The sequence below is a fragment of the Delftia sp. 60 genome (assembly GCF_002754395.1).
GTDB classification, from domain to species: Bacteria; Pseudomonadota; Gammaproteobacteria; order Burkholderiales; family Burkholderiaceae_C; genus Comamonas; species Comamonas acidovorans.
In genome coordinates, this window is sequence record NZ_PEFD01000001.1 from 794,080 (window position 1) to 820,009 (window position 25,930).

24 protein-coding genes are annotated in these 25,930 nt (G+C 68.2%); 10 read left to right on the forward strand and 14 right to left on the reverse strand.

Annotation, left to right across the window (positions count from 1 at the left end):
- Positions 1–9: 9 nt before the first annotated feature.
- A complete protein-coding gene (locus CLV01_RS03625; protein ID WP_099734982.1) occupies positions 10–1,188 on the reverse strand; it encodes a thiolase family protein in 1,179 nt (392 codons plus the stop codon).
- 163 nt (positions 1,189–1,351) lie between these two features.
- On the opposite strand from CLV01_RS03625, the gene CLV01_RS03630 reads away from it, so the two are divergent.
- The 4 genes from CLV01_RS03630 (at position 1,352) to CLV01_RS03645 (ending at position 5,550) form a co-directional block, all read left to right on the forward strand.
- Positions 1,352–2,917 carry an AMP-binding protein gene (locus tag CLV01_RS03630; protein WP_099734981.1) on the forward strand — a complete coding sequence of 522 codons (1,566 nt, stop codon included), beginning with the start codon at positions 1,352–1,354 and terminating at the stop codon, positions 2,915–2,917.
- 48 nt (positions 2,918–2,965) lie between these two features.
- Positions 2,966–4,108, forward strand: a complete 1,143-nt coding sequence (locus CLV01_RS03635; RefSeq protein WP_099734980.1) for an acyl-CoA dehydrogenase family protein — start codon at positions 2,966–2,968, stop codon at positions 4,106–4,108.
- Between the two features lie 269 nt (positions 4,109–4,377).
- Positions 4,378–5,202, forward strand: coding sequence for a YecA/YgfB family protein (locus CLV01_RS03640; protein ID WP_065348080.1), 825 nt, complete (start codon positions 4,378–4,380; stop codon positions 5,200–5,202).
- Positions 5,203–5,235: 33 nt separating this feature from the next.
- Entirely contained in the window at positions 5,236–5,550 is a 315-nt protein-coding gene (locus CLV01_RS03645; RefSeq protein WP_012202639.1) for a helix-turn-helix domain-containing protein, read from the forward strand.
- Here CLV01_RS03645 and CLV01_RS03650 read toward each other — a convergent pair.
- The 5 genes from CLV01_RS03650 to CLV01_RS03670 all read right to left on the reverse strand — a co-directional run bounded on the left by CLV01_RS03650 (position 5,531) and on the right by CLV01_RS03670 (position 10,285).
- Positions 5,531–6,022, reverse strand: coding sequence for a CinA family protein (locus CLV01_RS03650; protein ID WP_099734979.1), 492 nt, complete (start codon positions 6,020–6,022; stop codon positions 5,531–5,533). The two genes, CLV01_RS03645 and CLV01_RS03650, sit on opposite strands and share 20 nt — an antisense overlap.
- A 10-nt stretch (positions 6,023–6,032) precedes the next feature.
- Positions 6,033–6,533, reverse strand: coding sequence for a phosphatidylglycerophosphatase A family protein (locus tag CLV01_RS03655; protein ID WP_012202641.1), 501 nt, complete (start codon positions 6,531–6,533; stop codon positions 6,033–6,035).
- Between the two features lie 130 nt (positions 6,534–6,663).
- The gene (locus tag CLV01_RS03660) at positions 6,664–8,316 is read right to left on the reverse strand and encodes a DUF4139 domain-containing protein (RefSeq protein ID WP_065348073.1); all 1,653 of its coding nucleotides are present in this window, start codon (positions 8,314–8,316) and stop codon (positions 6,664–6,666) included.
- A 38-nt stretch (positions 8,317–8,354) separates the two neighbouring features.
- Positions 8,355–9,320 carry a thiamine-phosphate kinase gene (gene thiL, locus CLV01_RS03665; protein WP_099734978.1) on the reverse strand — a complete coding sequence of 322 codons (966 nt, stop codon included), beginning with the start codon at positions 9,318–9,320 and terminating at the stop codon, positions 8,355–8,357.
- 65 nt (positions 9,321–9,385) lie between these two features.
- A complete protein-coding gene (locus tag CLV01_RS03670; protein WP_099734977.1) occupies positions 9,386–10,285 on the reverse strand; it encodes a LysR family transcriptional regulator in 900 nt (299 codons plus the stop codon).
- Between the two features lie 70 nt (positions 10,286–10,355).
- Between CLV01_RS03670 and CLV01_RS03675 the strand changes: the two genes are divergently transcribed.
- The 4 genes from CLV01_RS03675 to CLV01_RS03690 all read left to right on the forward strand — a co-directional run bounded on the left by CLV01_RS03675 (position 10,356) and on the right by CLV01_RS03690 (position 15,449).
- Positions 10,356–11,804 (forward strand): acyclic terpene utilization AtuA family protein, encoded by a 1,449-nt coding sequence (locus CLV01_RS03675; protein ID WP_099734976.1) that lies wholly within the window; start codon positions 10,356–10,358, stop codon positions 11,802–11,804.
- Positions 11,801–12,172, forward strand: coding sequence for an AtuA-related protein (locus CLV01_RS03680; RefSeq protein ID WP_016450609.1), 372 nt, complete (start codon positions 11,801–11,803; stop codon positions 12,170–12,172). The genes CLV01_RS03675 and CLV01_RS03680 overlap by 4 nt, the downstream gene beginning before the upstream one ends.
- A 48-nt stretch (positions 12,173–12,220) precedes the next feature.
- Positions 12,221–13,204, forward strand: coding sequence for a Bug family tripartite tricarboxylate transporter substrate binding protein (locus CLV01_RS03685; RefSeq protein WP_099734975.1), 984 nt, complete (start codon positions 12,221–12,223; stop codon positions 13,202–13,204).
- 124 nt (positions 13,205–13,328) lie between these two features.
- Positions 13,329–15,449, forward strand: coding sequence for an alpha/beta hydrolase domain-containing protein (locus CLV01_RS03690; RefSeq protein ID WP_099734974.1), 2,121 nt, complete (start codon positions 13,329–13,331; stop codon positions 15,447–15,449).
- 62 nt (positions 15,450–15,511) lie between these two features.
- Here CLV01_RS03690 and CLV01_RS03695 read toward each other — a convergent pair whose 3' ends face one another.
- The 6 genes from CLV01_RS03695 to apaG form a co-directional block, all read right to left on the reverse strand.
- A complete protein-coding gene (locus CLV01_RS03695) occupies positions 15,512–16,258 on the reverse strand; it encodes a hypothetical protein (RefSeq protein WP_012202649.1) in 747 nt (248 codons plus the stop codon).
- Positions 16,242–16,706, reverse strand: coding sequence for a Com family DNA-binding transcriptional regulator (locus CLV01_RS29810; RefSeq protein WP_306563444.1), 465 nt, complete (start codon positions 16,704–16,706; stop codon positions 16,242–16,244). Before CLV01_RS29810 ends, CLV01_RS03695 begins: the two co-directional genes overlap by 17 nt.
- Positions 16,612–17,736 (reverse strand): YbdK family carboxylate-amine ligase, encoded by a 1,125-nt coding sequence (locus tag CLV01_RS03705; RefSeq protein ID WP_013804717.1) that lies wholly within the window; start codon positions 17,734–17,736, stop codon positions 16,612–16,614. The genes CLV01_RS29810 and CLV01_RS03705 overlap by 95 nt, the downstream gene beginning before the upstream one ends.
- Positions 17,726–18,988, reverse strand: coding sequence for a cation:proton antiporter (locus tag CLV01_RS03710; protein WP_043820084.1), 1,263 nt, complete (start codon positions 18,986–18,988; stop codon positions 17,726–17,728). Before CLV01_RS03710 ends, CLV01_RS03705 begins: the two co-directional genes overlap by 11 nt.
- A 198-nt stretch (positions 18,989–19,186) precedes the next feature.
- Positions 19,187–21,154 (reverse strand): site-specific recombinase, encoded by a 1,968-nt coding sequence (locus CLV01_RS03715; protein WP_012202652.1) that lies wholly within the window; start codon positions 21,152–21,154, stop codon positions 19,187–19,189.
- Positions 21,155–21,206: 52 nt separating this feature from the next.
- Positions 21,207–21,614: a Co2+/Mg2+ efflux protein ApaG gene (gene apaG, locus CLV01_RS03720; RefSeq protein ID WP_034367895.1), complete on the reverse strand. Its 408-nt coding sequence runs from the start codon at positions 21,612–21,614 to the stop codon at positions 21,207–21,209.
- A 116-nt stretch (positions 21,615–21,730) separates the two neighbouring features.
- Here apaG and rpe point away from each other — a divergent pair, with 116 nt between their 5' ends.
- The gene (gene rpe / locus CLV01_RS03725; RefSeq protein WP_012202654.1) at positions 21,731–22,414 is read left to right on the forward strand and encodes a ribulose-phosphate 3-epimerase; all 684 of its coding nucleotides are present in this window, start codon (positions 21,731–21,733) and stop codon (positions 22,412–22,414) included.
- 67 nt (positions 22,415–22,481) lie between these two features.
- Here rpe and CLV01_RS03730 read toward each other — a convergent pair whose 3' ends face one another.
- The gene (locus CLV01_RS03730; RefSeq protein WP_099734971.1) at positions 22,482–22,808 is read right to left on the reverse strand and encodes a CzcE family metal-binding protein; all 327 of its coding nucleotides are present in this window, start codon (positions 22,806–22,808) and stop codon (positions 22,482–22,484) included.
- Between the two features lie 159 nt (positions 22,809–22,967).
- Complete coding sequence (locus tag CLV01_RS03735; protein ID WP_013804713.1) at positions 22,968–24,014, reverse strand: porin; 1,047 nt, start codon at positions 24,012–24,014, stop codon at positions 22,968–22,970.
- Positions 24,015–24,496: 482 nt separating this feature from the next.
- On the opposite strand from CLV01_RS03735, the gene CLV01_RS03740 reads away from it, so the two are divergent.
- Positions 24,497–25,915, forward strand: a complete 1,419-nt coding sequence (locus CLV01_RS03740) for a hypothetical protein (protein ID WP_257221184.1) — start codon at positions 24,497–24,499, stop codon at positions 25,913–25,915.
- The last annotated feature ends 15 nt before the right edge of the window (positions 25,916–25,930 follow it).

Sequence of the window (25,930 nt, forward strand, 5' to 3'; positions counted from 1 at the left end):
GTGCCTGGCTCACAGGCGTTCGATGATGGTGGCGTTGGCCATGCCGCCGGCCTCGCACATGGATTGCAGGCCATAGCGCGCGCCGCTGTCCTCCAGCGCGTGCAGCATGGTGGTCATCAGGCGGATGCCCGAGGCGCCCAGCGGATGCCCCAGGGCGATGGCGCCGCCGCGCGGGTTCAGCCGCTCGGGGTCGGCGCCCAGTTCTTTTTGCCAAGCCAGCGGCACGGAGGCGAAGGCCTCGTTGATCTCGCAGTGGTCCATCTGCTCCAGCCGCATGCCGGCCTTGGCCAGCACGCGCCGCGTGGCGGGAATGGGGGCCGTGAGCATGTACAGCGGATCGTCGCCCACCACGTCCAGCGCCACGAAGCGCGCACGCGGGCGCAGGCCCAGTTGCTGGGCGCGCTTCTCGCTCATCAGCAGCATGGCGCTGGCGCCGTCGGTCATCTGCGAGGCATTGCCCGCCGTGGTGTGCCAGCGGATCTGCGGAAAGCGCGCCGACAGCTCGTCGTTCTGGAACACGGCCTTGAGCGCGCCCAGCTTCTGCACCGTGGTGCCCGGGCGGATGGTCTCGTCGGCCGTGACGAGGCCGGCAGGCGTGGTGATGCCCACGATCTCGCGCTCGAAGTGCCCGGCCGACTGGGCCGCATGGGCGCGCTGGTGCGATCGCGCGGCATAGGCATCCAGTTCCTCGCGGCCCAGGCCCCAGCGCGCGGCCACGAGGTCGGCCGACACGCCCTGGCCCACCAGCCCCGGCGCGAAGCGCGCATCGAAGCGCGCGCCCGTGGTGTTCTGCCCCATGCGCGAGCTGCCCATGGGCACGCGGCTCATGGACTCCACGCCGCAGGCGATCACCATGTCCTGCGTGCCCGACATGATGGCCTGCACGGCAAAGTGCACGGCCTGCTGGCTGGAGCCGCACTTGCGGTCGATGGTGGTAGACGGCACATGGGCCGGCAGGCCTGCGGCCAACCAGGCCAGGCGGCCCGGCGTGCCGGCCTGCTCTCCCGCCTGGCTCACGCAGCCGGTGATCACATCGTCCACCGCGCCGGGGTCGATGCGGCTGCGCTGCACGAGCTGCTCCAGCACCTGGCTGAGCAGATCGACGGGGTGGAGCTGGGCCAGGGCGCCATCGGGCTTGGCCCGGGCCATGGGACTGCGGATGGCATCGACGATGACAGGAGTGTTCATGCGGATTTAATGAGACTGGAGGTTCATGAAATGAATGATAAGTCTCGAAATTTGCATTGAACAAAGCGTTTTCCCGGATGAAAAACCGAGCGTAAACAAAAATACTTGCTGAAAACCCGATGAATTCGAGACGTCGGATTCAAAAAAAGCAAAGGAGACAGGCGTGCATGATTTTCACAGCTGGGCCGATGCCCGGCCCGACCGCGTTGCGCTGACCATGGGCGACAGCGGCCAGCAGCACACGGCGGGCGCGCTGGCGCAGCGCTCGCGCGAGGTGGCGCAGTGGATGGCCGGGCAGGGCCTGGCGGCCGGCGACACGGTGGCCGTGCTGATGGAAAACCGCGTGGAGATCCTGGAGCTGGTGCTGGCCGCGCGCCTGGCGGGCCTGTACGCGGTGGTCATCAGCACCCACCTGACGGCCCCCGAGGTGGCCTACATCCTGGGCGACAGCGGGGCGCGCCATGTCTTTGCCTCGGCCGCCACGGCGGCGCAGCTGCCGGCTGCGCTGGCGGCCACCGTGCATTCGGTGGACGGAGACTGCGCATCCACGGGCCTGCCGTCGCTGGCCGATGCCCTGGCCGCCTGGCGTGCGCAGGCGCCCGCGCCCATCGACCTGTCCAGCCGTCCGCTGGGGCGCGACCTGCTGTACTCCTCCGGCACCACGGGCCGGCCCAAGGGGATCAAGAAGGCGCTGCCGGCGGCGCTCTACCGCACGCAGGCCGACCCCGAATTCCTGGCCTGGCAGCGCAACATGGGCTTTGATGCCGAAGCGGTCTACCTCTCGCCCGCGCCGCTGTACCACGCAGCGCCGCTGCGCTACTGCCTGCGCACGCTGGACGGCGGCGGCGCGGTGGTGATCACGGCGCGCTTCGACGCCCAGCAGGCGCTGGCCATGATCGAGCGCTACCGCATCACCCACAGCCAGTGGGTGCCGACCATGCTGGGCCGCCTGCTGCAGCTGCCCGAGGAGGTGCGGCACGGCTATGACCTGTCCAGCCACCGCTGCGCCATCCATGCGGCCGCGCCCTGCCCGGTGGCCGTCAAGCAGGCGCTGCTGGACTGGTGGGGCGACATCCTGCTGGAGTACTACGCAGGCTCCGAAGGCTGCGGCATCACCCTGATCAACTCCGCCGAATGGCGCCGGCGCCCAGGCTCGGTGGGCCGCGCCAGCTACGGGCGGCTGCGCATCGTGGGCGACGACGGGCAGGAGCTGCCTGCAGGCCAGATCGGCCGCGTGTTCTTCTCGGACGTGGCGCCCTTCGCCTACCTCAACGACCCCGCCAAGACCCGCGAGGCCATCGACGAGCGTGGCTGGGCCACCTACGGCGACCTGGGCCATGTGGACGAGGAGGGCTACCTCTTTCTCAGCGACCGGCGGGCCGACCTCATCCTGTCGGGCGGCGTCAACCTCTATCCGCAGGAGATAGAGAACGCGCTGGCCACGCACCCGGCCGTGCAGGAGGTGGCCGTGGTCGGCGTGCCCGAGCCCGACTTCGGCGAGCAGCCCATGGCCGTGGTCGTGCTGCGCCAGGGCCATGCGGCCAGCGCCGAGATGGCGCGCGCCATCGTCGCCGAGGCCGGCGCCACGCTGTCGCGCCTCAAGCGCCCGCAGCGCCTGCAGTTCGTGGACGAGCTGCCGCGCCTGCCCACGGGCAAGCTGCTGCGCCGCGTGCTCAAGGACAGGCTGCGCGAGCAGCCGCACGCGGGCTTCAACCTGCGCAGCGCCTGAACGGCCCTTCACCGTCTTTCCTCACCGACAACCACCGGATACCGACCCATGCAAGACCTGACCGAGCGCTCCGTCTACCGCGAAGACCATGAACAGTTCCGCGAGCAGGCCCGCCGCTTCTTCGAGCGCGAGATCGTGCCCCACCATGCCGAATGGGAGCGCCAGGGCATCGTGCCCAAGGAGGTCTGGCGCAAGGCCGGGCGCGAAGGCCTGCTCAACCCCATGCTGCCCGAGCCCTACGGCGGCGGCGGCGACTTCGGCCATGCGGCCGTGCTGCTGGAGGAAATCGCGCGCACGGGCGCCAGCGGGCTGGGCTTTCCGCTGCATTCGGACATCGTCGCGCCCTACATCCATGCCTATGGCAGCAAGGCGCAGAAGGACCGCTGGCTGCCGCGCATGGCCGCAGGCGAGCTGATCGGCGCCATCGCCATGACCGAGCCCGGCGCGGGCAGCGACCTCAAGTCCGTGCGCACCACGGCACGGCGCGAGGGCGACCACTACGTGCTCAACGGCCAGAAGACCTTCATCACCAACGGCATCAATTCGGAGCTGGTCATCGTCGTCGCCAAGACCGCGCCCGAGATGGGCGCCAAGGGCGTGTCCCTGATCGTGGTCGAGGACGGCATGCCCGGCTTCTCCAAGGGCCGCAAGCTCGAGAAGATCGGCCTCATGGCGCAGGACACCTCGGAGCTGTTCTTCGACAACGTGCGCGTGCCGGCCGACCACCTGCTGGGCGAGGAGAACGCGGGCTTCAAGTACCTCATGCAAGAACTGGCCCAGGAGCGCCTGGTGGTGGCCGTGCGCGCGGCCGCCTCCATCGAGGCCTTTTTGCACAAGACCATTGCCTACACGCGCGAGCGCAAGGCCTTCGGCCAGCCGGTGTTCGACTTCCAGAACACGCGCTTCAAGCTGGCCGAGGCCAAGGCCCAGGCCACCATGCTGCGCGTCTTCGTGGACGACTGCATCGCCCTGCACCTGCGCCGCGCGCTCGCGCCCGACCGCGCCGCCATGGTCAAGCTCAATGCCACGGCGCTGCAAAACCGCCTGCTCGACGAATTCCTGCAACTGCACGGCGGCTACGGCTACATGACCGAATACCAGATCGGCCGCGCCTGGACCGATGCGCGCATCGGGCGCATCTACGGGGGGAGTGACGAGATCATGAAGGAGATCATCGCCAGGACTCTTTGAACCCCCTGAGCCGCTGCGCGGCTTCCCCCTCTCTACTCGCTTCGCGAGGGAGGGGGACGGCGCCATCGCCGCGAGGCGGCTCTTGCTCGGCGCCCCTGGCTTTGGGCCGCGCCCGTCAGGGGTCACGGGCGATCGGGGCGGCTGGGCTTTCGGGGGCAAGTTCCGACCGGGCGCCACGGACATGGCGGCACGGCTACACTGCGGGCCATTCATTCGAGGGGCTGGCCGTGGCCGGTTCCTTCCCCCTGTTTTCCCTAGAGATTCCCGCCATGTCCAACGACGCCCACGAAGCCACCGCCCTGCCCGACGAGCCTGCCCTGACGCCCGAGGCGCTGGAGGAACTCGACGATCTGCTCGACGAGCTGCGCACGCGCGGCGACGAGATTCCGCAGTGGGAGTTCTGCGACGGTTTCCTGACGGCGCTGATCTGCACGCGCCGCGAGGTGCCGGCCGCCGAGTGGCTGCCCATGCTGCTGGGCGACGGCGGCACGCTGGAGGTGGCCGAGGGCCAGCCGCTGCCGCTGATGGAAGTGTTCAAGGACGCGGCGCAGCAGGCGCGCTTTCTGGAGCTGGTGGGCCTGCGCATGGACGAGATCCGCACCCAGCTGGACGCCGACGTGAAGACGCTGGAAGACGACCGCACCTTCCAGCCCGAGGCCATGGACATGCGCGGCGCCATCCTGTCGCTGCCCGAGGAAGAGCGTCCCGATGACGGCGAGATTCCCTCGTTCGGCCAGATCTGGGCGCTGGGCTTCATGTTCGTGGTCGAGAACTGGGCCGAGGAATGGGCCGCCCCGCGCGACAAGGAAGCCGCCGGCTGGCTCAACGAGGCGCTCAACGCCGTCGTGGCCCTGACCGAGGACGACACCGGCAAGCCCGAAGTCTGCATGTACGACGAGGACGGCCCCGCCAGCACCAGCCAGGAGCGCGTGGAGCAGTTCGGCGAGGCCATCTGGGCGCTGTACGACCTGCGCCAGATCTGGAAGAGCATGGGCCCGCGCCAGGAAACCATCGTCAAGGGCGAGCAGCCGGGCCGCAACGACCCCTGCCCCTGCGGCAGCGGCAAGAAGTTCAAGAAGTGCCACGGCGCCTGAGCGCCCGCGCCACAGGCTTTGGATGCACGGGCCATGAGACATATCGGTGAACGCATACGCGCCCGCCGCGCCGAACTGGGCATGACCCAGGGCCGGCTGGCCGAGGCCGCAGGCATCACGGCCTCGGCCGTGTCGCAGATCGAATCGGGGGCCATCCGCACCCTCAAGAACGACACCCTGGCCCGCGTGGCCCTGGCGCTGCAGACCACGGCGCTGGAGCTGACGGCCGGGCTGGAAGACGACAACGCCCCGCTGCCCGTGGACGAGCAGCGCCTGCTGGAAAGCTACCGCGCCCTGCCTGCACCGCTGCAGGAGATCGCGCACCGGCTCATAAAAGCCTTGCGCTGATCAGCGCATTGAGGCGCTGCAAGGCGTGTGCCACGGTGGCCTGGCGCACGGCGGCGCGGTCGCCGTCAAAGCGCAGGCATTCGCTGTGCGTGGTGCCGTACACGCTCCAGCCGAACCACACCGTGCCCACGGGCTTGGCGGCGCTGCCGCCGCCCGGCCCGGCCACGCCTGTCACGGCCACGCTGCACTGCGCGCGTGAGTGGGCGATGGCGCCTTCGGCCATGGCGCGCGCCACGGGCTCGCTCACGGCGCCGTGCTCGGCGATCAGCGGCTCGGGCACGCCCAGCAGGTCGTGCTTGGCCGCGTTGGAGTAGCTGACAAGGCCGCGCTCGAACCATTCGCTGGAGCCGGCGCGGTCCGTGCAGGCCGCAGCGATCATGCCGCCCGTGCAGCTCTCGGCCGTGGCCAGCATCCAGCCGCGCTGCAGCAGCAGGCCTGCCAGGGTTTCGACGAGTTCGTTGTATGCGTTCATGCCAGCTCCTTCAGCCGATGAAATGGCGCCACAGGGCGATGACCAGCAGCGTGCAGAAGGCGGCCACCAGGTCATCGAACATGATCCCCCAGCCGCCGCGCCAGCCGAAGCCCTTGAAGCACCGGTCGGCCCATTTGACGGGCTGGGGCTTGGCGGCGTCGAAGAAGCGAAACAGCGCAAAGGCGATGAGTTGGCCCCAGAAGCCCGTGGGCATGACCAGCCACAGCACCAGCCAGAAGGCCACGATCTCGTCCCAGACCAGGTTGCCCGGGTCGGCCACGCGCATGTGGCGCGCCGTGACCGTGCAGGCCCACCAGCCCAGGGGAATGCTGCCCGCGATCAGCAGGCCGATCTGCTGGGGCGTGAACCAGTGCTGCAGCAGCAGGAAGGACAGCCAGGCCCACAGCGTGCCCACGGTGCCGGGCGCGATGCGCCCCAGCCCCGAGCCCAGCCCCATGGCGATGAAGTGGGCCGGGTGGGACATCATGAATTCCAGCGTGGGGCGAGCCATGCCGCCCTGCGGCGGGCCTTCCGGTGGGCGCGCCGCAGAGGCAAAGGTGGGGGTAGCAGGATCGCCGGAAACCTCCGGCCGCAGCGGCGCGTCACTCATGGGGCCAGATCATAAGCGCGGCCCTGGTGCTTCACTGACGCTCTTCGACCGCCAGATCCTGCGGATGGCGGATCTGGTGGCGTGCCTCGAAGCTGGCGCTGGCGCCAGCGGCCAGCGGCTGCTGCCAGGCGATCATGCCGTTGCGGTCGTTCCAGCGCGTGGTGGCCGGCTGCGGGTTGTATTGGGACTGCACGCGGATCTGCTCGTTGCGCGAGACGGGTGCGGCGTCCACCACCTGCAGCTCGATGGCGCGGTCATGGCGGTTGTCTACCTGGAAGCGCCGCGTGACCTGGCGTTCGGTGCTGCTGCTGAGCAGGCCGCCGCTGCCCGTGGCCGAGTCCACGGGCAGGTTGCGCACCACCACCTTGTCGTCACGGCCGAAGGACAGGCCCTGGGCCAGCGCGGCGGCGTTGCCGAAGTCCAGCCGGCCCTGGCCGGCGAAGGCGCCGTCGCGGAACAGGGCCACGGGGCCTGCGGGCCAGACACCGGCCGGCACGGCCAGCTGGGCCACCAGGTAGGCGGCCTCTTCCACGGCGGGCGCCGTGCGCGTGAGCAAGGTGGCCGGCAGGTTCTGCGAGCCCAGGGCCAGGGTCACGCGCTCGCTGCTGGAGGGCACGCTGATGCGGTAGGGCACGGAGAACTGCGTGGCGTAGGCGGTGTTGAGGCTGGCGACATCGAGCACCGGCAGTTCGGCGGCCTCGCTGGCCGCCCCGGGCTTGCGGGCGCGCTCCAGCATCATCGCAGGGGCCGCCGGGGCCGGCGCTGCCGCAGGGGCCATGGCGGCCACGGGGCGGGGCCGTTCCACATCCAGGGTCCAGGGATTGGGCAGGCGCGCCTGCGTGCTGCGCGAAGGCTGGCCCGTGGACAGCAGCAGCTGCACCTGGCTCCAGTCCTCACCGCTGTTCTGGGCCACCAGGGCCAGGCGTTCGATGGCCACCGTGCCCTTGGCCGGGTCCAGCTGGGCGCGGTAGGTGGGCTGCCAGCTCGGGCCGCGCACCTGGTAGGTGAGCTGCACATTGGCATCGGCCGGGCTGGCCAGTTGCACGGTGACCTTCATCACCTGGGCGTTGCCTGCGCCCGTGCGGTCGCGTTCGAGCTGCAGCGGCCTGAGCTGCTCCTGCAGCGCCTGCTTTTGCCGCAGGATCTGGTGGGCGCGCAGCGTGTTGCCACGGCTGGTGCTGCGCAGCGCCTCGGTGGCGGCGCCCAGCTGGCTGGCGGCGGGCAGGGCGGGGGCTTTGGCGTCATCGCCGGGCTTGGCCAGGCCTTGCAGGTAGTCGCCCACGAGCTTGGCGGCGGACTCGTCGGCCTCCAGCGCGGCCAGCTGGTCTTCCAGCGTGCGGATCTGCTGCTCCAGCGGGCTGGCGCAGGCCTTGGAGGCCAGTTCGCGCGGCTGCGACTGCAGCTTGTAGTCGCCCAGGCGCACGCCGGCATCGGCGCTGACCTGCAGGCTCTGCGGGTCGATGGAGCCGGGCAGGCACTCGAACACCAGCTGGCGCGTGGCGGCCGTGATGCGCGCCGTGCGCTCCACCGAGGCCACGCCCGCATACAGGGTGACGCGCGCGATGGGGGCGCGGGCGATGGTGGCTTCCTGGGCTTGTGCCTGGGCCTGGACCGGGGTGCCTGCCAGCAGGAAGCAGGCGGCGGCCAGGGCAGAGAGGGCGGGCAGGGCGGAGCGTTGAACCATGGGCAGTCCTTCTCGGATGAAAGTGGTTTGGCGCGGCGTCAGGCCGCAGCGAAGTGGTCGAATGAGGTCCACCGGGGCGCCATGGCCGCTCCGTCCGGGCCGATCAGCCGCAGGCCGGGCGGGGCCTCGATGCAGCCTATGCGCGTGACGCGCGTGGCGCTGTCGCGGCCTGCGGCCTGCACGGCAGCGCGCCGGTCGGCCGGGGCCGTGAAGCACAGCTCGTAGTCGTCGCCGCCGGACAGGGTGCACTGGTGCAGCAGGTCGATGGCCAGGGGCGCCTGTTGGCCGGCATCGAGCAGCGGCGTGATCAGGCGCGTATCCAGGCTGGCGCCCACGCGGGATTGCTCGAGGATGTGGCCCAGGTCGCCCAGCAGGCCGTCGCTCACATCCAGCGCGCTGCTGGCAATGCCGCGCAGCGCCTGGCCCAGGGCCACGCGCGGCGTGGGCGCTTCCAGGCGCTGGCGCGCGGCGGCCAGCGTGCCGGGTGGCAAGGTGGTGTGGCCCAGCAGGGCTTCCAGCGCCAGGCGGGCATCGCCCAGGCTGCCGCTGACCCAGATGTCGTCGCCCGCGCGCGCGCCGCTGCGCAGCAGGGCCTGGCCGGGCGGCACTTCGCCGAAGACGGTGATGCAGATGTTCAAGGGCCCCTGGGTGGTGTCGCCGCCGACCAGCTCGCAGCCGTGGGCGTCGGCCAGGGCCAGCAGACCGGCCGCAAACGCCTCGGTCCAGGCCGCATCGGCACGCGGCAGGGACAGGGCCAGGGTGAAGGCCAGCGGGCGCGCGCCGCAGGCCGCCAGGTCGGACAGGTTCACGGCCAGGGATTTGTGGCCCAGCAGGAGCGGGTCCACGTCGGCGAAGAAATGCCGGCCCTCGACCAGCATGTCGCTGGAGACGGCCAGCTGCATGCCCGGCGCCGGGGCGAGCAGGGCGCAGTCATCGCCCACGCCCAGGGCGGCGCGGCGCACGGGGCGCTGGAAGAAGCGGCGGATCAGGTCGAATTCACCCACGGTGGCGGCTTTCGGATGCGTTTGGCGATCGGGCTATTGTGCTGCGAGGTTCGTGCTGCCCCGTATCAGGTGGTCTCGCCCGCACCGGGCCGATGTTCCAGCGCCAGCGCGTGGAAGGCCTGGGCGGCAGGCGACAGGCTGCGCTGGCGCCTGCGTACCAGGTACAGGTCGCGCTGGCGGTCGGCATCGGCCAGCGGGCGCGTCACCAGGCCAGGCTGCACGAAGTGGAACAGCGCCAGGGCCGGCACCACGCTGATGCCCAGGCCCGCGCGCACCATGCCCATCACGGTGGCCAGGTGCTCCACTTCCAGCAAGGTGTTGAGGGGCGGGGCCTGCTCCTGCGATTCCAGGTACTGGCGCACGCTGCTGTGGCGGGCGAGCTGGATGAAGGGCTGGTCCCGCAGGTCGGCCATGGCCGGCGCGGGCAGGGCCGCCAGCGCATGGTCGGCGCGGCAGACCAGATGCAGACGGTCGGCGCAGAACCATTCGGCCTGCAGCTCCTCGGTGTCGGCGCGGATGGCGGCCAGCGCCAGGTCGGCCTGGCCCGAGGCCACCTGGGCGATGCAGGACTCGGACAGCAGGTCCGACACCTGCAGCTGTATGCCCGGATGGCGCGCATGGAACAGCGCCAGCACGGGTGGCAGCCAGGCCGCCGCCAGCGAAGGCAGCAGGGCGATGGACACGCGCCCGCGCTGCAGCGCCGCCGCCTCGCGCAGGCCGTGCACGGCATCGCCCAGGTCGGCGCGTATGCGCTGCGCGGCATCGAGGAACTGCGCCCCCTCCTGCGTCAGCGCCACATGGCGCGTGCTGCGGTCGAACAGGCGCACGCCCACGCCGTCTTCCAGCCCCTTGATCAGGGCGCTGAAGGCCGGCTGCGACAGATGGCAGCGCTGCGCGGCCAGCGTGAAGCTGCTGAGCTGGGCCAGGGCGATGAAGGCATCGAGCTGGCGGGAGGAGATATTCATCTGGTTTTTGGATGAGTTGATCCGAATAATCGATTTCACAGATTAGCAGCCCTTGCCTACATTGGCCTGCATGGACCACCTGGAAAACTCCTTTGCCCCGGACAAGCCCCCGCTGTGGGTGGGCTGCGCAGCCGGCTTCTCGGGCGACCGCACCGATGCCGCCGCGCCCGTGGTGCGCGCCCTGGCGGCCAGCGGCCAGAGCGCCTGCCTGATCTTCGAGACCCTGGCCGAGCGCACGCTGGCGCTGGCCCAGCTGGCGCGCCGCGAGCAGCCCGACGCGGGCTACGAACCCCTGCTGGAGGACCTGCTGGAGCCCGTGCTGGCCGACTGCCTGGCGCATGGCATACGCATCGTCAGCAACTTCGGTGCGGCGAATCCCGAAGGCGCGGCGCGCTGCATCCAGCGGCTGGCGCAGCGCCTGGGCCTGCGCGTGCCGCGCGTCGCCGTCGTGCATGGCGACGATGTCAGCGGCCCGGCGTACCGCGGGGCGCTGCGGGCCGCGCTGAGTGCGGAGTTTCCCGAGGATTCGCTGGTCAGTGCCAACGCCTACATCGGCGCGCGCGCGATTGCCGAGGCCCTGCAGGCCGGCGCCGAGATCGTGGTGGCCGGCCGCGTGTCCGACCCCTCGCTGACCCTGGGGCCGGCCATGGCGCATTTCGGCTGGGCCTGGGACGACTGGGACCGCCTGGCGCGCGCCACCATGGCCGGCCACCTGCTGGAATGCGGCGCCCAGGTCACGGGCGGCTACTTTGCCGACCCGGGCTTCAAGGACGTGCAGGGCCTGGCGCGGCTGGGCTATCCCATCGCCATCATCGAACCCTCGGGCGACTGCACCATCACCAAGCCCGAAGGCACGGGCGGCCTGGTCAGCGAACGCACGGTCAAGGAACAACTGCTGTACGAGGTGCACGACCCGGCCGCCTACCTGACGCCCGACGTGGTGGCCGACCTGTCCGAGGCCGAGGTGCACCAGGTGGGGCCTGACGCCGTGCGCCTGAGCGGCGTGCGCGGCCATGCGCACAACGGCCACTACAAGGTCAATGTCTGCCATGCCTCGGGCTGGCTGGCCGAGGGCGAGATCTCCTATGCCGGCCCGCGCGCCCTGGAGCGCGCCCGGCTGGCCGGCGAGGTGCTGCGCGAGCGCCTGGGCGGCGAGGCCGCAGGCGACCTGCGCCTGGACTGGATCGGCGTGGCCAGCGTGCTGGGCGACGACGCCGGCCGCTGGCGCGACGCACAGCCGGCCAGCGCAGCTGCCCCGCAGGACGTGCGCCTGCGCGCCGCCTGGCTGCGCCCCACGCAGGCCCAGGCGCGGCGCCTGCCGCGCGAGGTCAACGCGCTGTACACCTGCGGGCCGGCCGGCGGCGGCGGCGTGCGCACGGCGCTGCGCGCGCGGCTGGGCACGGTGTCCTGCCTGCTGGCGCAGCAGAGCGTCGCCACCGGGTGGAAGTGGGCCGAGGAAGAGATCGAAAAAGGGGTCGAGAAAGAGGCCGGGAAAGAAGCCGGGGAGCACGCCGCATGAACACACTGCAGACCACGATGCCCGTCACCGTGCCGTTGTACCGCCTGGCGCACGGGCGCACGGGGGACAAGGGCAACCGCTCCAACATCAGCCTCATCGCCTGGAATGCCGCCTGCTGGCCCGTGCTGGTGGAGCAGATCACCGAAGAGCGCGTGGCCGCGCACTTCGCCGCCCGGCGCCCGGCGCGCGTGCAGCGCTTCGTGCTGCAGCGCCTGCAGGCCATGAACTGGGTGCTGGACGCGGTGCTGGACGGCGGCGTCAACGACGCGCTCAACCTCGACAGCCACGGCAAGGCGCTGTCGTACTGGCTGCTGCAGATGCAGGTCCACATACCGGCCTCGCTGCTGCCCCACCTGGCGCCGGAGTAGCCGGCAGCACCCGCCCGTCACACATTCATCACAACAAAGGAGACAGACATGAACTTTTCGCAGAACCTTCCCCGCCGCCATGCGCTCGTGCTGGCCGCCTGCGCGCTGGCAGCCGCCGCAGCACCGGCGCTGGCCCAGGACTATCCGTCCAAGCCCATCACCTTCGTCGTGCCGTTTGCGGCCGGCAGCGCCACCGACCAGCTGGCACGGGCGCTGGGCCAGGCCGTGACCACGGCGACCAAGCAGGCCGTGGTGGTCGAGAACAAGGGCGGCGCCAGCGGCATGATCGCGGCCCAGCAGGTGGCGCGCTCGGCGGCCGATGGCTACACGGTGCTGATCACCACCAACACCACGCATGCGGCCAACCAGCATCTGTACAAGAAGCTGCCCTATGACGCGGTCAAGGACTTCGCGCCCGTGGCCGGGCTGGGCAAGGGCGGCCAGGTGCTGGTGGTGCGCGCCGATGCGCCGTACAGGAACGTGGGCGATCTGCTGGCGGCGGCGAAGAAGCAGCCGGGCAAGCTGTCGTTCGGCAGCGGCAGCTCCTCCAGCCGCGTGGCCGGTGAAATGCTCAAGCAGCTGGCCGGCGTGGACCTGATGCACGTGCCCTACAAGAGCAATCCGCTGGCCATCACCGACCTGCTGGGTGGCCAGATCGACCTGATGATCACCGACACCTCCACCGGCGTACCCCAGGTCAAGTCGGGCAAGCTGCGCGCCCTGGGCTACTCCACCACCAAACGCAGCCCGCAGCTGCCCGAAGTGCCCACGCTGGAGGAAGCCGGCGTCAAGGGCTACGACATGGGCTACTGGTTCGCGGCCTACGCGCCCGCTGGCACGCCCGAGGCCGTGGTGGCCCGGCTCAACCGCCTGCTGTCCGACGCCGTGCACAGCGCGGGCGCCAAGTCCTTCTTCGAGATGTCCGGCTCCGAGGGCTGGACCGCCACGCCCCAGGAGCTGGCCGCCTTCCAGGCGGGCGAGACCCAGAAGTGGGGCCAGGTGATCAAGGCCGCCGGCATCCAGCCCGAGTAGGCCGCTCCCCGCTCTCCCGTTCCCCGCTCTCCCGTTCCCTTTTTTTTTCGAACCGTCCTAGGCCGCCGCAATGCACGGCGGCCAGGGCGGAGCCTTGCCTGTGCCATGACCCCAAGGAGACAACATGCACATCAGATCCACCCATCCACTGGCCCTTGCCCTGGCCGCATCCGGCCTGCTGACCGCCTGCGGCGGCAGTGACTCGCCCGCCGGTTCGCAGGCGCCGCGCATGCAGCTGAGCATCAGCGCCACCGAGGACTTTGCCGGCAGCTACGGCAGTGTCGGCGCCTACGAAAAAGTGACCGGCGTGCTGCGCGGCGAGCTGGACCCGGCCGACCCGAAGAACGCCGTGATCCAGGACCTGGCGCTGGCGCCCGTCAATGCGCGCGGCATGGTCGAGTACAGCACCGACTTCGTCATGCTCAAGCCCAAGGACATGTCCAAGGCCAGCGGCGTACTGCGCTATGACGCGCCCAATCGCGGCAACATCCTGACCATGCCCAACCCCACGGCCGCGCCCGGCGATGCGGTCTACCTGGAGCGCGGCTATGTGCTGCTGTACTCGGCCTGGCAGGGCGATGTGCCCAAGTCCACGCCCGCGCGCCTGACGGTCACCGTGCCCGTGGCGCGCAGCAAGGACGGCAGCAGCATTACGGGCAGCTACCGCACCGAGCTGGTCCCGGCCGCCGCCGTGCCCTCCATGACCCTGCCAGGCGGCGTGTTCAACGGGACCATGATCCCCTACGAGCCCGCCAGCCTGGACAACACGCAGGCCGGCTACTCGCTCACGCGCCGCATCAACGAAACCGATGCGCGCCAGACCGTGCCTGCGGGCGACTGGAAGTTCGCCAGCTGCGATGCCGCCGCCAATCCCTTCCCCGGCACGCCTGCGGCCACCAGCGTCTGCCTGAAGGGCGGGTTCGATCCGCAGTACCTCTACGAGCTGGTCTACGTGGCCAAGGACCCCAAGGTCATGGGCGTGGGCCTGGCCGCGCTGCGCGATACGGTGAGCTTCTTCCGCGCCAAGGCGGCCGACGCCGACGGCAAGGCCAATCCGCTGGCCGGGCGCATCACGCACACCATCGGCCAGGGCACTTCGCAGTCGGGCAATGCCATGAAGACTTTCCTGCACCTGGGCTTCAACCAGGCGCTCGATGGCGGCAAGGTCTTCGACGGCATGTATGCCCACGTGGCCGCGCGCCAGACCAACATCAACACGCGCTTTGCCGTGCCCGGCGGCGGGGGCGGCCTGCGCACCGACCACACGGCCTTCGGACAGACCGCGCCGCGTGGCCTGGACAAGGACTACAGCGATGAGGTCAGCGGCCGCCAGGGCGGAGTGATGAAGCGCTGCGAAGCCAGCAACACCTGCCCCAAGTTCTTCCTGGGCCTGTCGGGCACGGAGTTCTGGCAGCTGCAGGGCTCGCCCGTGCTGACCGATGCCAACGGCCTGCGCGACATCGCCCAGCCCGCCAATGCGCGCATCTACTACTACGCCAGCACCCAGCATGGCGGCGCAGGCGGCACGGCCAGCATCGGCTATGCGCCCACGCGCAATGTCTATCCGGCCGGCACCGTGGTGCACTTCAACGACACGTTCCGCGCGCTGTTCATCGCGCTGGAGGACTGGGTGGTGCGCGGCACCGAGCCGCCGGCCAGCCAGGTGCCCAAGCTGGCCGACGGCACCCTGGTGCGGCCCGACAAGCTGGTCTTTCCCGCCATGAAGGGCCTGAGCTGGAGCGTGGGCGGCGTGCAGACCGCCATCCCCGAGTTCCGCTACCTGGCGCGCCACAACGGCTTTGCGCTGCTCGACTTCGGCCCGCAGTACGTGCCGCAGGACGAAAGCGGCATCGCCACGCTGCAGCCGCCGCGCGCCACGGGCAAGGACTACGCCATCCTCGTGCCCCAGGTCGATGCGGCCACCGGCCTCACGCGCGCAGGCATCCGCAGCGTGGAGGCGCGGGCACCGCTGGGCACCAGCATGGAGTTCAACTACGTGGCCACGCCGGGCATCGTGGACCTGTCCAACCTCACGGGCAGCTTCATCCCCTTCCACAAGACGCGCGCGGCGCGGCTGGCGGCCGGTGACGCGCGGCCTTCACTGGAGGAGCTGTATGTCGATCAGGCCGGCTACGTGAGCGCCGTCACGGCCGCGGCCCAGGACCTGGTGCGCCAGCGCCTGCTGCTGCAGCGCGACGCCGACGCGCAGATCACCGCCGCGCGTGCGGCGGCGGTGCTGCCTTGAGGGTCTAAGGCCCTGACTTGCATGGCGGGGGCTGACGGCGTGGGCTGCAAGCCCCTGTACTCTCAGGGGTGTGCAACCGATTTGTGGGCGCGCGTCCAATAGCTCATCAGGTTCGTGAAATAAAAACCTGCTGCGGGCTTGGCCGGATCATGAATGCTGAAAACACACACCTTGCCGTCGTCTCGAGATACATAGTTTCCCGAGAATTCCGACCAGTAGATGGGTAGTTTGTAAACAATGGATTTGGTTTGTTTGTCGATGAATCTAACCTTGTGCCCGACGGCGCCATGGAACACGATGCTTTCAAGCACCATGCGATACCAGCGATCACCCTGAAGTTTTGCCTGTCCGATAGCGCCTCTTGGATGCTGTGCCGACGGAGGGTGATGCGATTCACCATTATTGAAATCGTTCGTGATTTCGATTTCCTCCAGAGCGACACTACCGCCTGCATAGCCCCATTTGCCTGCAATGGCTGCAGCGCCACGGTTGTCGCCTCTTACATAGGGAACGCTGTTCCAGCCCTTGTGGCGAGAGATGATGCCCGTGTGGCACGACTCGATTTCAAGGAAGTCTTCGACAAACTTCACATCCATCGCGACAGTATGACGATTGTTTTTCCTGTCATACCCGGATGGCTTGCCCGCGTCGTCGAATACGAGCGTATAGGGGTTGGTCGGCAAGATATGGTGCGATCCCGGCACCACAGGAATACCGCTGGCATTGGATGCGAAATAGATGACTTCGTTATTCGGTGTGCTGGACAACACGTCGCCATCGGCAATTAATACCTTAGTTGCTTGAGCCATGGTGGCTTCCTTTCTTCAAGGGCGCTCGCTGGCACTCGGGTTCGGGGCTCATATGGGCTCTCAAGGAATTGAGCGTTCCGCAGCGTGGGCATTTGATGCTTAGTTGCTGGAAAACTCCCATTGCCAGTTTGCGGTTGCAGCTGGCACATCTGACCTCTTGCATGGCGCGACCCTCCGGACTTGATGGAGAACATCGCGGATCAGGCCGCCAAGGCTCGGCCACCCTCTCCAACGCAATTTCATTGTGCTGGGGCCACAGCGTGTTGTGTGGAGGAACGCCGCTTTGTTGAACGTGAGGGCTTGACGCACAACCTGCGGTAGCAGCCCTTGGATGCATGCCGTGCCAGTCGTGTCTACACGGCCTGGCCGCGAAAGCGCATGGCCGCCTGGCGCGAGACCTCGGCCAGCAGCTGCTCGCTGCGCTGGCGTTCGCGCAGCCAGCGGGCATCGTTGCTGCCGGCGGCCACGTCGCTGCGCAGCAGATGCAGGGCGGGCGCGGCGCCATGGCGGGCCGCGTAGTCGGCCACGGCATCCATGGTCTTGAGGATGTGGTCGGCCAGCGGCATATGCTCGCCCGTGGCCGGGTCCACGTACACGGCCTCCAGGCCGAAGCGGCAGGCCTGGAAGCGGTTGTAGGTGTAGACCAGGTAGTCGTCTTCCACGGGCGTGAAGGGCTGGGTGTCCATGAACCAGGCGGCCAGCGCCTGCACATAGCCGGACAGGGCGGCTGCGCGCTCGATGGTCAGCGGCGTGTCGAACACGCGAATCTCGATGGTGCCGAACTCGGGCTTGGGCCGGATGTCCCAGTAGAAGTCCTTCATGCTCTTGACCACGCCCGTGCGCGTCATCTTGTCGAAGTACTGCTCGAACTCGCTCCAGTGCAGCACGCAGGGCGCGCGGCCCGACAGCGGAAAGGCGAACACCGAGTTCAGCCGCGCCGAGTCGAAGGCCGTGTCATGGCCCTGCACATAGGGGCTGGAGGCCGACAGTGCAATGAAGTGCGGGATGTAGCGCGACATGCGGTGCAGCATCAGCAGGGCCGCATCGGCGTCGGGGCAGCCGATGTGCACGTGCTGGCCGAAGATGGTGAACTGCTTGGACAGGTAGCCGTACAGCTGCGACAGCTCCTGGAAGCGGGGCTTGTCGTAGATGCGCCGCTCATGCCACTGCTGGAAGGGGTGGGTGCCGCCGCCCACCACGGCGATGTTGAGCTTGTCGGCGCTTTTGACCAGCGCATCGCGGATCTGGCTGAGCTGGCCCAGCACCTCCGAGGCCGAATGGCAGACGCTGGTGGAGATCTCGATCATGCTGTTCGTCATCTCGGGCACCACGCTGCCGGGCAGCGGGTTCTTGAGCATGAGGCGCAGCATGTCCTCGGCGTAGGGGGCCAGGTCGTAGTCGTGGGTGTTGACCAGCTGCAGTTCCAGCTCCACGCCCAGGGTCAGCGGTTCGGACGAGTTGAAGGCTTCAAGACTCACGTTCATCTCCTGCGGTATTCGTGCGGCTCAGCGGCTTCCAGGGACGGGAGCTTTCGCCGGAGCGGTAGATGGCCACGGTGGCCAGGGCGGCGCCCAGCACCTCCATCACCAAAATGGTGGGCAGGGCCACGCCTGCGATCTGCGCGCCCAGCTCGGGCGCGGCGGCCACGAACTGCGAGGCGATCAAAAGCGCCACCGACGACATGGGCGCCATGGCGCAGCCCACCCAGAAGGCCTGGCGCCAGTTGGCGCCCGTGCCCACATTGCCCACGGCCACGCCCATGGTCTTGGCGACCAGGCGTGCCAGGATCACGGCGCCCACCACGCCGGCCACCGGCGCGCTCCAGTCGGCCTGCGCGGCCACGGTGGAGACCAGCACGAACATCAGCATGGTCAGCAGCGAGGCCGCCGTGCCCAGCTGGCGCGGCCAGGCCCAGGGGCGCGGGTTGAACTGCTTGAGCAGGATGCCGCCCAGCAGCGCCGCCAGCGGCGCCGAGCCGCCCAGGTACGAGGCCACGGGCACGCTGGCCGAGATCAGCGTGAGAAAGAGGATGGAGGTGTTCTCGCTGGCCGGGCTCATGAAGCGCAGCGCCAGGCGCATCAGCACGGCCAGCACCAGGGCCACGGCCACCGAGACGCCCAGCACCACCAGCACCGGCATGATCGAGGCCACGAAGCCCGCCTTGGGCTGCGTCAGCATGCCCGCCTTGGCGCTGCCCAGGGCCAGCGCATACAGCGTGGACAGGGTGGCCAGCACCAGGCCGCGATCGGTCACGGCACCTGCGGCACGCATGTCGGCCACCACGCGCGTCAGCACCAGGGGCGAGGCCGCCATGGCCACCAGGGCCAGCGGCCCGGCCACTTCGGGGGCCACGCCCAGCCAGCCCAGCACCAGGGAGACCAGCACATAGGTCAACGCGGATTCGGCCACGCTTTGCACCAGCACCATGGGGTTGTGGCGGAACCAGCGCAGCGTGATGCGCCCGCCGCATTCGAACAGCACGATGGCCACGCCCAGCTCCAGCAGGAACAATCCCGTGCCCTGCAGCGGCCAGGCGGTATTGGCGCCAAAGCCGATCAGCCCGGCAATGCCGCCGACCAGCGAATAGCCGACCACCTTGGGCAGGGCCGCATGGCGCTGGCAGGCGTAACCCACCATGGTGGCCACGGCCAGCAGCAGGGACCATTGCACCGTGGCCAACCCGGCCGATGGCCGCAGCCACGGTTCCCAGAAGCTCAGCATGTCATTCATAAGCGAGGTCCTTTGCGCGAGCCAGTGGCCCGCAAGCGAAGCTCCGCAGGGCCTTCCCTGCGGCGCGGGCAAGCCCGCGTCCCGTGCGCCTGGCACGGGGACACTTCGTTGGCGATCCACTGGCGTGACTGCCGGGCTGCAAGGCCGGGCGGGCACGCCAGCACGTGGGTTCCGCGTGGTTCCCGAGGTCCCGCAGGCTCAGGGGCGGAAGAAACTCAGCGGCGCTGTGCGCAGACGGCGGCGGATGGCCGAATAGATGCGCGAGCGGTCGACTCCGCTGACATTGTGTGCCCTCATCGCAACGCGGAATGCCAGATAAAAGCTGACAGTGACATTCAACGCGCCATTGACCGGCAGTAGGGCAACCGCCCACCAGAACATGTCGGAGTGCAGCACCTGCCAGCCCAGGGCCGCCATGGCGGCACCGATCTGGCCTGCCGACAGCGTGACGTGGCGCACCTCCAGCCCCAGGCCGAAGAAGGCAGCGAACGCGGGCACCAGGCCCAGCATCATGCCCAGCGAGACGTTGGCGGCAAAGCCCGAAATGTTCTTGCGCCAGAAATGCGCCCAGCGGTCGGCGCGCTTGGCGCCCAGCCAGCGCGTGATGCCGGGGTTGTAGCGGATCACCGAGTCCAGCCGGCGCAGCACGAACCAGTTCTCCGCCCAGCCCGCGATCAGGCTGCTGGCGAACAGCAGCACGCCCGTGAAGGCCGCGAACAGCGGCGACATGCCCAGCAGACTCAGCGAGTCGAGCACGGCAATCGCATGCGGCCCGTCGATGGGCGTGTGGCCGAACAGCTGGGCATAGCCCAGCGACAGCAGCAGCACCATGGGCAGCACCACCAGCACGTTGCCCAGCACGGCCGCCACCTGCGAGCGCACCAGGTGGGCGACCTCGTCCACGAACTCCTCGATGGCCTCGCTGGCGCGCAGGTCCTTGAGCTTGGCGGCCATGGCCGGTGCCGTCATGGCCGGCTGTTTGGTCGCCACCGTGAAGTGCAGCAGCTGGATCAGCACAAAGCTGATGGAGTAGTTGATGCCCGCCGCCAGCCCGCCCCAGAACGCCGACAGCCCCAGCGCGTAGAGCGCGAACTTCAGCAGCGTGGTGAAGGCCATCACGAAGCCGCCGCCGGCGGCCTTGGTTGCCATGGACAGGTATTCGCGGCCGGTGCGCGTGATGTAGTGCTCGCCGGTCTCGGCGCTGCGCTCGGCCACCTTGGCCGCCAGCAGCGAGGTGTTGGTGGACAGCAGCGCGCGCAGGCTGCGCCGCTCAATGCCCACGGACACCAGGTTGGCCAGCAGGTCGGCCGTCTCGGTGGCGCGGTTGTCGGCCACCAGGCAGTCCAGCAGCCGCCTGACACGCAGGATGCGCGCGCGCAGCTGGCGCAGGCGGAACACCAGGCCCACCGAAATCCCTTCGGACTCGAAATGTGTGTAGACCGATGTCACGGCCGCGCGGCAGGCATCCAGGCGCTCGCGCAGCCGGGCCTCGGCCGCATCGCGCCGGTCATTGGTGCGCAGCGCGTGCATCACCTCCACGCGCAGGCTCTCGGCGTCGTGGATCAGGGCGTGGAAGGGCTGGTCGTCGCGCGCCTGCTCGTCCATGCGCAGGCGCAGTTCGGGCGAAAAGCCCGTGGACAGGATCTGCCCCGTGCAATAGGTGATGGAGCCCAGCAGGCTGTTCTGCCAGAAGCTGCTGCCCTGGCCCTCGCTGCCGTCGGTCAGCAGCAGCGCGATGCGTTCGAGCAGCGGCGCCTCCAGCGCGTGCAGCCAGCGCGCGTCGAATTCGTCGGGCATGGCCAGCATGAACAGCTCGGAGGCATCCACCGTCTCGGGCGTGCTGGGCAGCAGCTTGTAGCGTGCGCGCTCGGACAGCTCGCTGAACATGTTGGTGCGCGGCGCAAAGCCGAAATCGGCCAGCAGCGCCGTGATGTCCACGGTGTCGATGAAGCGCAGCCACCAGGCATGCAGGCGCTGGCGCACGGCCGGGTCGGCCTCCACGGCCTCCACCAGCAACTGCACACGCTGCACGGCGCCGTCCACCGACGGCTTGGGCGCGCGCACCCACTCCAGCAGGTGGATCAGCCAGATATGGCGGTGCGCGAGGTCGGCCTCGGGGTCGAGTGCGGCCAGAAGGCCGGGCAGGTCTTGGGTGATTCGCTTCATGTAGGGGTCTTGCGGCAGGGCGGAAGACTAGCGCCTCCCCCGAGGAACGCGCTCAGTGCAGCACGCGGTTGTCAGGGTCCGGAAAGCTGTCGCCGCCAGCGCCCGACTGCAAATGAAAGCGCGGGATGGGGCACTCGAAGACCTCGCCCTCGTGGCTGATGCACAGATAGCTGCCCTGCATGCTGCCGTTGGGCGTGCGCAGCTGGCAGCCGCTGGTGTACTCGAAGGTCTCGCCAGGCTGCAGCAGCGGCTGGCGGCCGATCACCCCCAGGCCCTTGACCTCTTCGACATGGCCCAGTTCGTTGGTGATGATCCAGTGGCGCGCGATCAACTGGCCCGGCACCTGGCCGGTATTGGTCACGGTGATCGTGTAGGAGAAGGCGTATACGCCCGCCGCTGGAGCGGATTGCTCTGGCAAAAAGGCGGGGCGGACCTGGACCTGGAACTCGTTCATGGGCATGGCGGCAATGGTAACTGCCCGCAATGTACCGGCTTGCGAACGTCCCCACGCGCCGCCGCCCATGGCTTTGTGCCGTCGCTGGTGCCGGCATGGGCTAGCTGCGACAATCGCAGGCCATGAGCCCCACCTACCGCATCGCCCCCTCCATCCTGTCTGCCGACTTCGCCCGTCTGGGTGACGAGGTCAAGAATGTGATCGCCTCCGGCGCCGACTGGATCCACTTCGACGTGATGGACAACCACTACGTGCCCAACCTCACGTTCGGTCCCATGATCTGCGAGGCCCTGAAGCCCCATGCGAAGACGCCCGACGGCCAGCCCGTGCCCATCGACGTGCACCTGATGGTCTCGCCCGTGGACGAACTGGCCACGGCCTTCGCCAAGGCAGGCGCCGACTACATCAGCTTCCACCCCGATGCCACGGCCCACGTGCACCGCAGCATCCAGAACATCCGCGCCCAGGGCGCCAAGCCCGGCCTGGTGTTCAACCCCGCCGCCCCGCTGGACGTGCTGGACTGGGTCATCGACGACATCGACCTCATCTTGCTGATGAGCGTGAACCCCGGCTTCGGTGGCCAGAGCTTCATCGACAGCACGCTGCGCAAGATCGAGGCCGCGCGCAAGCGCATCGAGGCCAGCGGCCGCGACATCCGCCTGGAAGTGGACGGCGGCATCAAGGAAACCAACATCCGCCGCGTGGCCGATGCCGGTGCCGACACCTTCGTGGCCGGCAGCGCCATCTTCGGCAAGCCTGACTACAAGGCCGTGATCGACGCCATGCGCGGCGCCCTGGCCGCCTGAGCTTCGGCCTGCCTCCAGCAAAAAAGGGCCCGCGAATTGCGGGCCCTTTTCGTTGCCAACGGCGCTTTCAGCCGCCCAGCTCATGCTCTCCGGGCATGACGAAGATGCTCTTGCCCTGCGTGTCGAAACCGGGCGGCGCAAAGCGCGCCACCGGGACATGGTTGTGCTGGATGGAGCTGACCTTCCACGCGAATGTGCGGCCCTGGCTGGTGAAATTCACGGTTTCGCCGCAGGCGATATTGATGGGCCCTTTCTGCGATAGATCGACAGTACGGTAGACGCCCGCAGGCGCGGGCGATCCGTAATAGGATTTGCCGTTTGCAAAGCGTTCTGCATGGGCCGGCAATGCAGCCATGACGATTGCGGCGGTGCCCAATATGAATATGGATTTCATTGAATATGCCTCCGAAATAGGGCGGATACATGGGCGGATTCATGAAATCCGCCATGAACTGTATTCAGTCCATGGCGGAGACTGTAGAGTCATCGGCTTCTATATATCCGGGCAGCCGGATGACATTTCAGCCATATTGCAGCAAATGCGTGGAAATCTTCAGAAACTATGGCGCATGCCGAGTTCAGCGCCTGTGGAGCTGCCGCCCGCAGCCAGTCCGGTGGTTCCGCCATTGAGGCTGAAATTGGCCCCGCCCTTGTTGGTCACGCGTGCAAGGGTTCCATACAGCGCCGTGCGCCGCGACAGGTTGTGCACATAGCCGATCGCATACCTGTTGGCATCGCTGCCATTGAAGGCAACCGGCCCACGGCGCGAATCGGTGCGCACATAGGAGGCGCGGATGTAGTTCGCCCCCACGGGCACGGTAAGGCCGACCTGCCAGCGGTCCTCGGAGCCCGCAATGCGGGTTCCATAGGTGCCATAGGGCAGGTCCTCGCGCTGGAAATACCCCATCAGCTTGGCAAAGCCGAAATCGTAGGAGGCGCCTGCGCCGTATTGCTTGAGCTTGGTGCCCGCAGCGTTCACATCGGTCGAGCCATAGGTGAGCGCCAGGTTCAGAGGGCCGTTGTCGTAGGTCAGGCGGCTGCCGAAATGGCGGCCGGCGCTGCTCACCGGGTCTTCGTCCAGGGCATACATCACTTCTGCCTGGAAACCGCTCCATTTGGGAGTGAAGTACTGGATGGCGTTGTCGCTGCGGTAGTAGTTCGAGAAGGTGCCGGGCAGGCGGCTGATGATGTTGGAGTTTGCCAGGCCGATCACGTTGAACGGGTCGAACTTGGTGGGATTTTGCGCGGCCGGCGTGAAATCGCGGCCCAGGCGCAGCTCGCCGAAGCCGCCCGCCAAGCTCACCGTGGAGCGGCGCTGGAAGAACTTGCCATTGGCGTTTGTCGTGCCGGTGTCGGCATAGAGGTCTGACTCCAGCCAGAACTCGGCTCTCAATCCGCCGCCCAGATCCTCGGTGCCGCGAAAGCCAAACCGGCCCGATGACAGCCCGCTGTTGTTCATGGTCATGTTGCTGGGCAGATCGCTGTTCTTCACATAGCGCCCATTGACGTCAACGATGCCGAACAGGGTGATGGATGACTGCGCGCTGGCCGCCAGCGAAATGACGGGCAGTGCGGCCGCCAATATACGATTGAATTTCATGCCTGGTCCTTGTATTGAATGTGGATTCCATGCGCATCCATTTTCAAACGGATGCTGTTGTAAATACTAGAATTCACAGGCCGGCGCCAGGAGCCTTGAAAAGGAATCGACGGGGAGTGGCAAGCCAATCACAGGTTTTTTGGGCTCAACATGTTCCGTCCGGCCAACACCAATGGATTGCAATTCCATTCATGGCAGTTATCTTTCTTCAATATGTCTTGAATGTCACTTTTCTGTTGGGTAGATGGATTCTGGAGATTGCTAGCATCCCGTGGGTTGAATCCGGTAAAGAAGAAAAAATCAATTCGTATCGGGTTGTTGATACGGCTGTGAGCGGGTATCGCAAGATAGGAGGGGACAGAAAAATGCGGCGCGAGGATGTCAAGCTGAGGATGCTGGCCAGGCGAGGGGACACGGGTGCCAGGCTTCAGCTCGGGGAGGCGTATCTGACCGGGGGACCCGGCGTTTCCAGGAGCATCCCGGTGGGGTTGGAGTATCTGCAGGCCGCACTGCCTCAGGCCAGGCGCCAGGCCTCGGTCTGCATAGCCTTGCATCTGCCGCTCAGGGAGCTGCTGGAGCACGGGCTGCTGGAGACCCTGAGGATCGCGGCGGAGTATGAGGATGTCGGGCGCCAGAAGCTTGCCGCATGGCATCTCATCCGGGGGGAGCTCGATCTGGCGCTGGAGTGCCTGGGCAAGTGCAGCGCCGCCCTGCCAAGCCATCTGGCAAGCAGCGTGTCTGCGCACACATCCGGCGAGCTGCTGCAGGCGTTGCAGATCCTGCGCGCCATACAGCCGCTGGACATTGCCGAAGTCATGGCCTGCGAGGCCCGGCAGGCCATGGCCAAGGGCCAGTCGCACCGCGCCGTGCGGATGCTGGAGCTCCTGCGCGACCTGCCTCATGCCGCTCATGGCCCGGTCATGCAGCAGCTGATTGCCGACCTGGTCCACCAGGCGGAGATGGCGGGCCATGACCTGGGACGGCTGACCGTGGGCTGGATCGAAGCCAGCCTGGACCGATGCGCCGCCAATGGCGACGTGCGCGCCTGCCACGTGCTTGGACGGGCGCTTTCGGGGCTGCCCTGTGCACACCTGGCTCCCGAAAACCTCGTGAATGCGCAGAACCTGCGCAAGGCCGCAGCCCTGCTGCTGCGCGCTGCCGATGGCGGCATAGTCACCGCCTGGCTGCACCTGTTCCGCATCTGCTCCGACTACCGCAGCTCGGTGGCCAATCCCACCCTGGCACGCTTTTGCCTGGAGAAGGCGGCACGTCACGGGCTGCCCGAGGCCGAGCGCCGTCTGGGTGCACTGGTGCTGCGTGATGCCACGCACATCGAACCCATGGAACAGGGCGTGGCCCTGCTCCATGCTGCAGCGGCCAAGGGGGACGTGCTGTCCGGGCTGCTGCTGCGTTCCTTGCTGCTGCCCGTGGGCGGTGACAACGAGGAGGAGGCCCTCGCGGCCATCGAGGCGGTACAGCCAGATGCCCCGCTGCTGGCCATGCGCCTGCGCCTGGCGCGCGTGTTCGGGCTCACCAAGCTGGAGGCGCTGTCGGTCAATCCCTCGACCGCCATGCGTCCCTGGGGGCTGGTGGTGGGCCACAACCCCCTGGTGGCCAAGGCCCGGCTGTGCGAGCCCCGTGCCGTGCCCGCGACCACGCCCGATGCCCAGCGCTGCCTGGAGCAGGCCGCGTCCATGTTCTCGGCACAGCAGGGGGAATCCCTGGCGCCGGAAGGCTCGCTGAGGGCCCGATCCCTGCAGATGCGGCGGCTGTTTCACCGCCTGCAGATCAGTGAAACGGTCTTCTTCGCTTCTGCCTCCTCACAGCAGCGCGATGCCATTCGCATTGGCACGAAATGGGCCAGGCGGCAGCAGCAGATCCTCCGCCAGGTGCTGGCCTGAGTCTCGCCTGTGCCC

Bases quoted from the DNA above. Each gene is read 5' to 3' on its own strand.
- CLV01_RS03625 (WP_099734982.1), bottom strand. From the start codon at position 1,188: ATGAACACTCCTGTCATCGTCGATGCCATCCGCAGTCCCATGGCCCGG.
- CLV01_RS03635 (WP_099734980.1), top strand. From the start codon at position 2,966: ATGCAAGACCTGACCGAGCGCTCCGTCTACCGCGAAGACCATGAACAG.
- CLV01_RS03640 (WP_065348080.1), top strand. From the start codon at position 4,378: ATGTCCAACGACGCCCACGAAGCCACCGCCCTGCCCGACGAGCCTGCC.
- CLV01_RS03645 (WP_012202639.1), top strand. From the start codon at position 5,236: ATGAGACATATCGGTGAACGCATACGCGCCCGCCGCGCCGAACTGGGC.
- CLV01_RS03650 (WP_099734979.1), bottom strand. From the start codon at position 6,022: ATGAACGCATACAACGAACTCGTCGAAACCCTGGCAGGCCTGCTGCTG.
- CLV01_RS03655 (WP_012202641.1), bottom strand. From the start codon at position 6,533: ATGGCTCGCCCCACGCTGGAATTCATGATGTCCCACCCGGCCCACTTC.
- CLV01_RS03660 (WP_065348073.1), bottom strand. From the start codon at position 8,316: ATGGTTCAACGCTCCGCCCTGCCCGCCCTCTCTGCCCTGGCCGCCGCC.
- CLV01_RS03670 (WP_099734977.1), bottom strand. From the start codon at position 10,285: ATGAATATCTCCTCCCGCCAGCTCGATGCCTTCATCGCCCTGGCCCAG.
- CLV01_RS03675 (WP_099734976.1), top strand. From the start codon at position 10,356: ATGGACCACCTGGAAAACTCCTTTGCCCCGGACAAGCCCCCGCTGTGG.
- CLV01_RS03680 (WP_016450609.1), top strand. From the start codon at position 11,801: ATGAACACACTGCAGACCACGATGCCCGTCACCGTGCCGTTGTACCGC.
- CLV01_RS03685 (WP_099734975.1), top strand. From the start codon at position 12,221: ATGAACTTTTCGCAGAACCTTCCCCGCCGCCATGCGCTCGTGCTGGCC.
- CLV01_RS03690 (WP_099734974.1), top strand. From the start codon at position 13,329: ATGCACATCAGATCCACCCATCCACTGGCCCTTGCCCTGGCCGCATCC.
- CLV01_RS03695 (WP_012202649.1), bottom strand. From the start codon at position 16,258: ATGGCTCAAGCAACTAAGGTATTAATTGCCGATGGCGACGTGTTGTCC.
- CLV01_RS29810 (WP_306563444.1), bottom strand. From the start codon at position 16,706: ATGCCCGCTGGCTGCGCGAACGCCAGCGCAGCGAGCAGCTGCTGGCCG.
- CLV01_RS03710 (WP_043820084.1), bottom strand. From the start codon at position 18,988: ATGAATGACATGCTGAGCTTCTGGGAACCGTGGCTGCGGCCATCGGCC.
- CLV01_RS03715 (WP_012202652.1), bottom strand. From the start codon at position 21,154: ATGAAGCGAATCACCCAAGACCTGCCCGGCCTTCTGGCCGCACTCGAC.
- apaG (WP_034367895.1), bottom strand. From the start codon at position 21,614: ATGCCCATGAACGAGTTCCAGGTCCAGGTCCGCCCCGCCTTTTTGCCA.
- rpe (WP_012202654.1), top strand. From the start codon at position 21,731: ATGAGCCCCACCTACCGCATCGCCCCCTCCATCCTGTCTGCCGACTTC.
- CLV01_RS03730 (WP_099734971.1), bottom strand. From the start codon at position 22,808: ATGAAATCCATATTCATATTGGGCACCGCCGCAATCGTCATGGCTGCA.
- CLV01_RS03735 (WP_013804713.1), bottom strand. From the start codon at position 24,014: ATGAAATTCAATCGTATATTGGCGGCCGCACTGCCCGTCATTTCGCTG.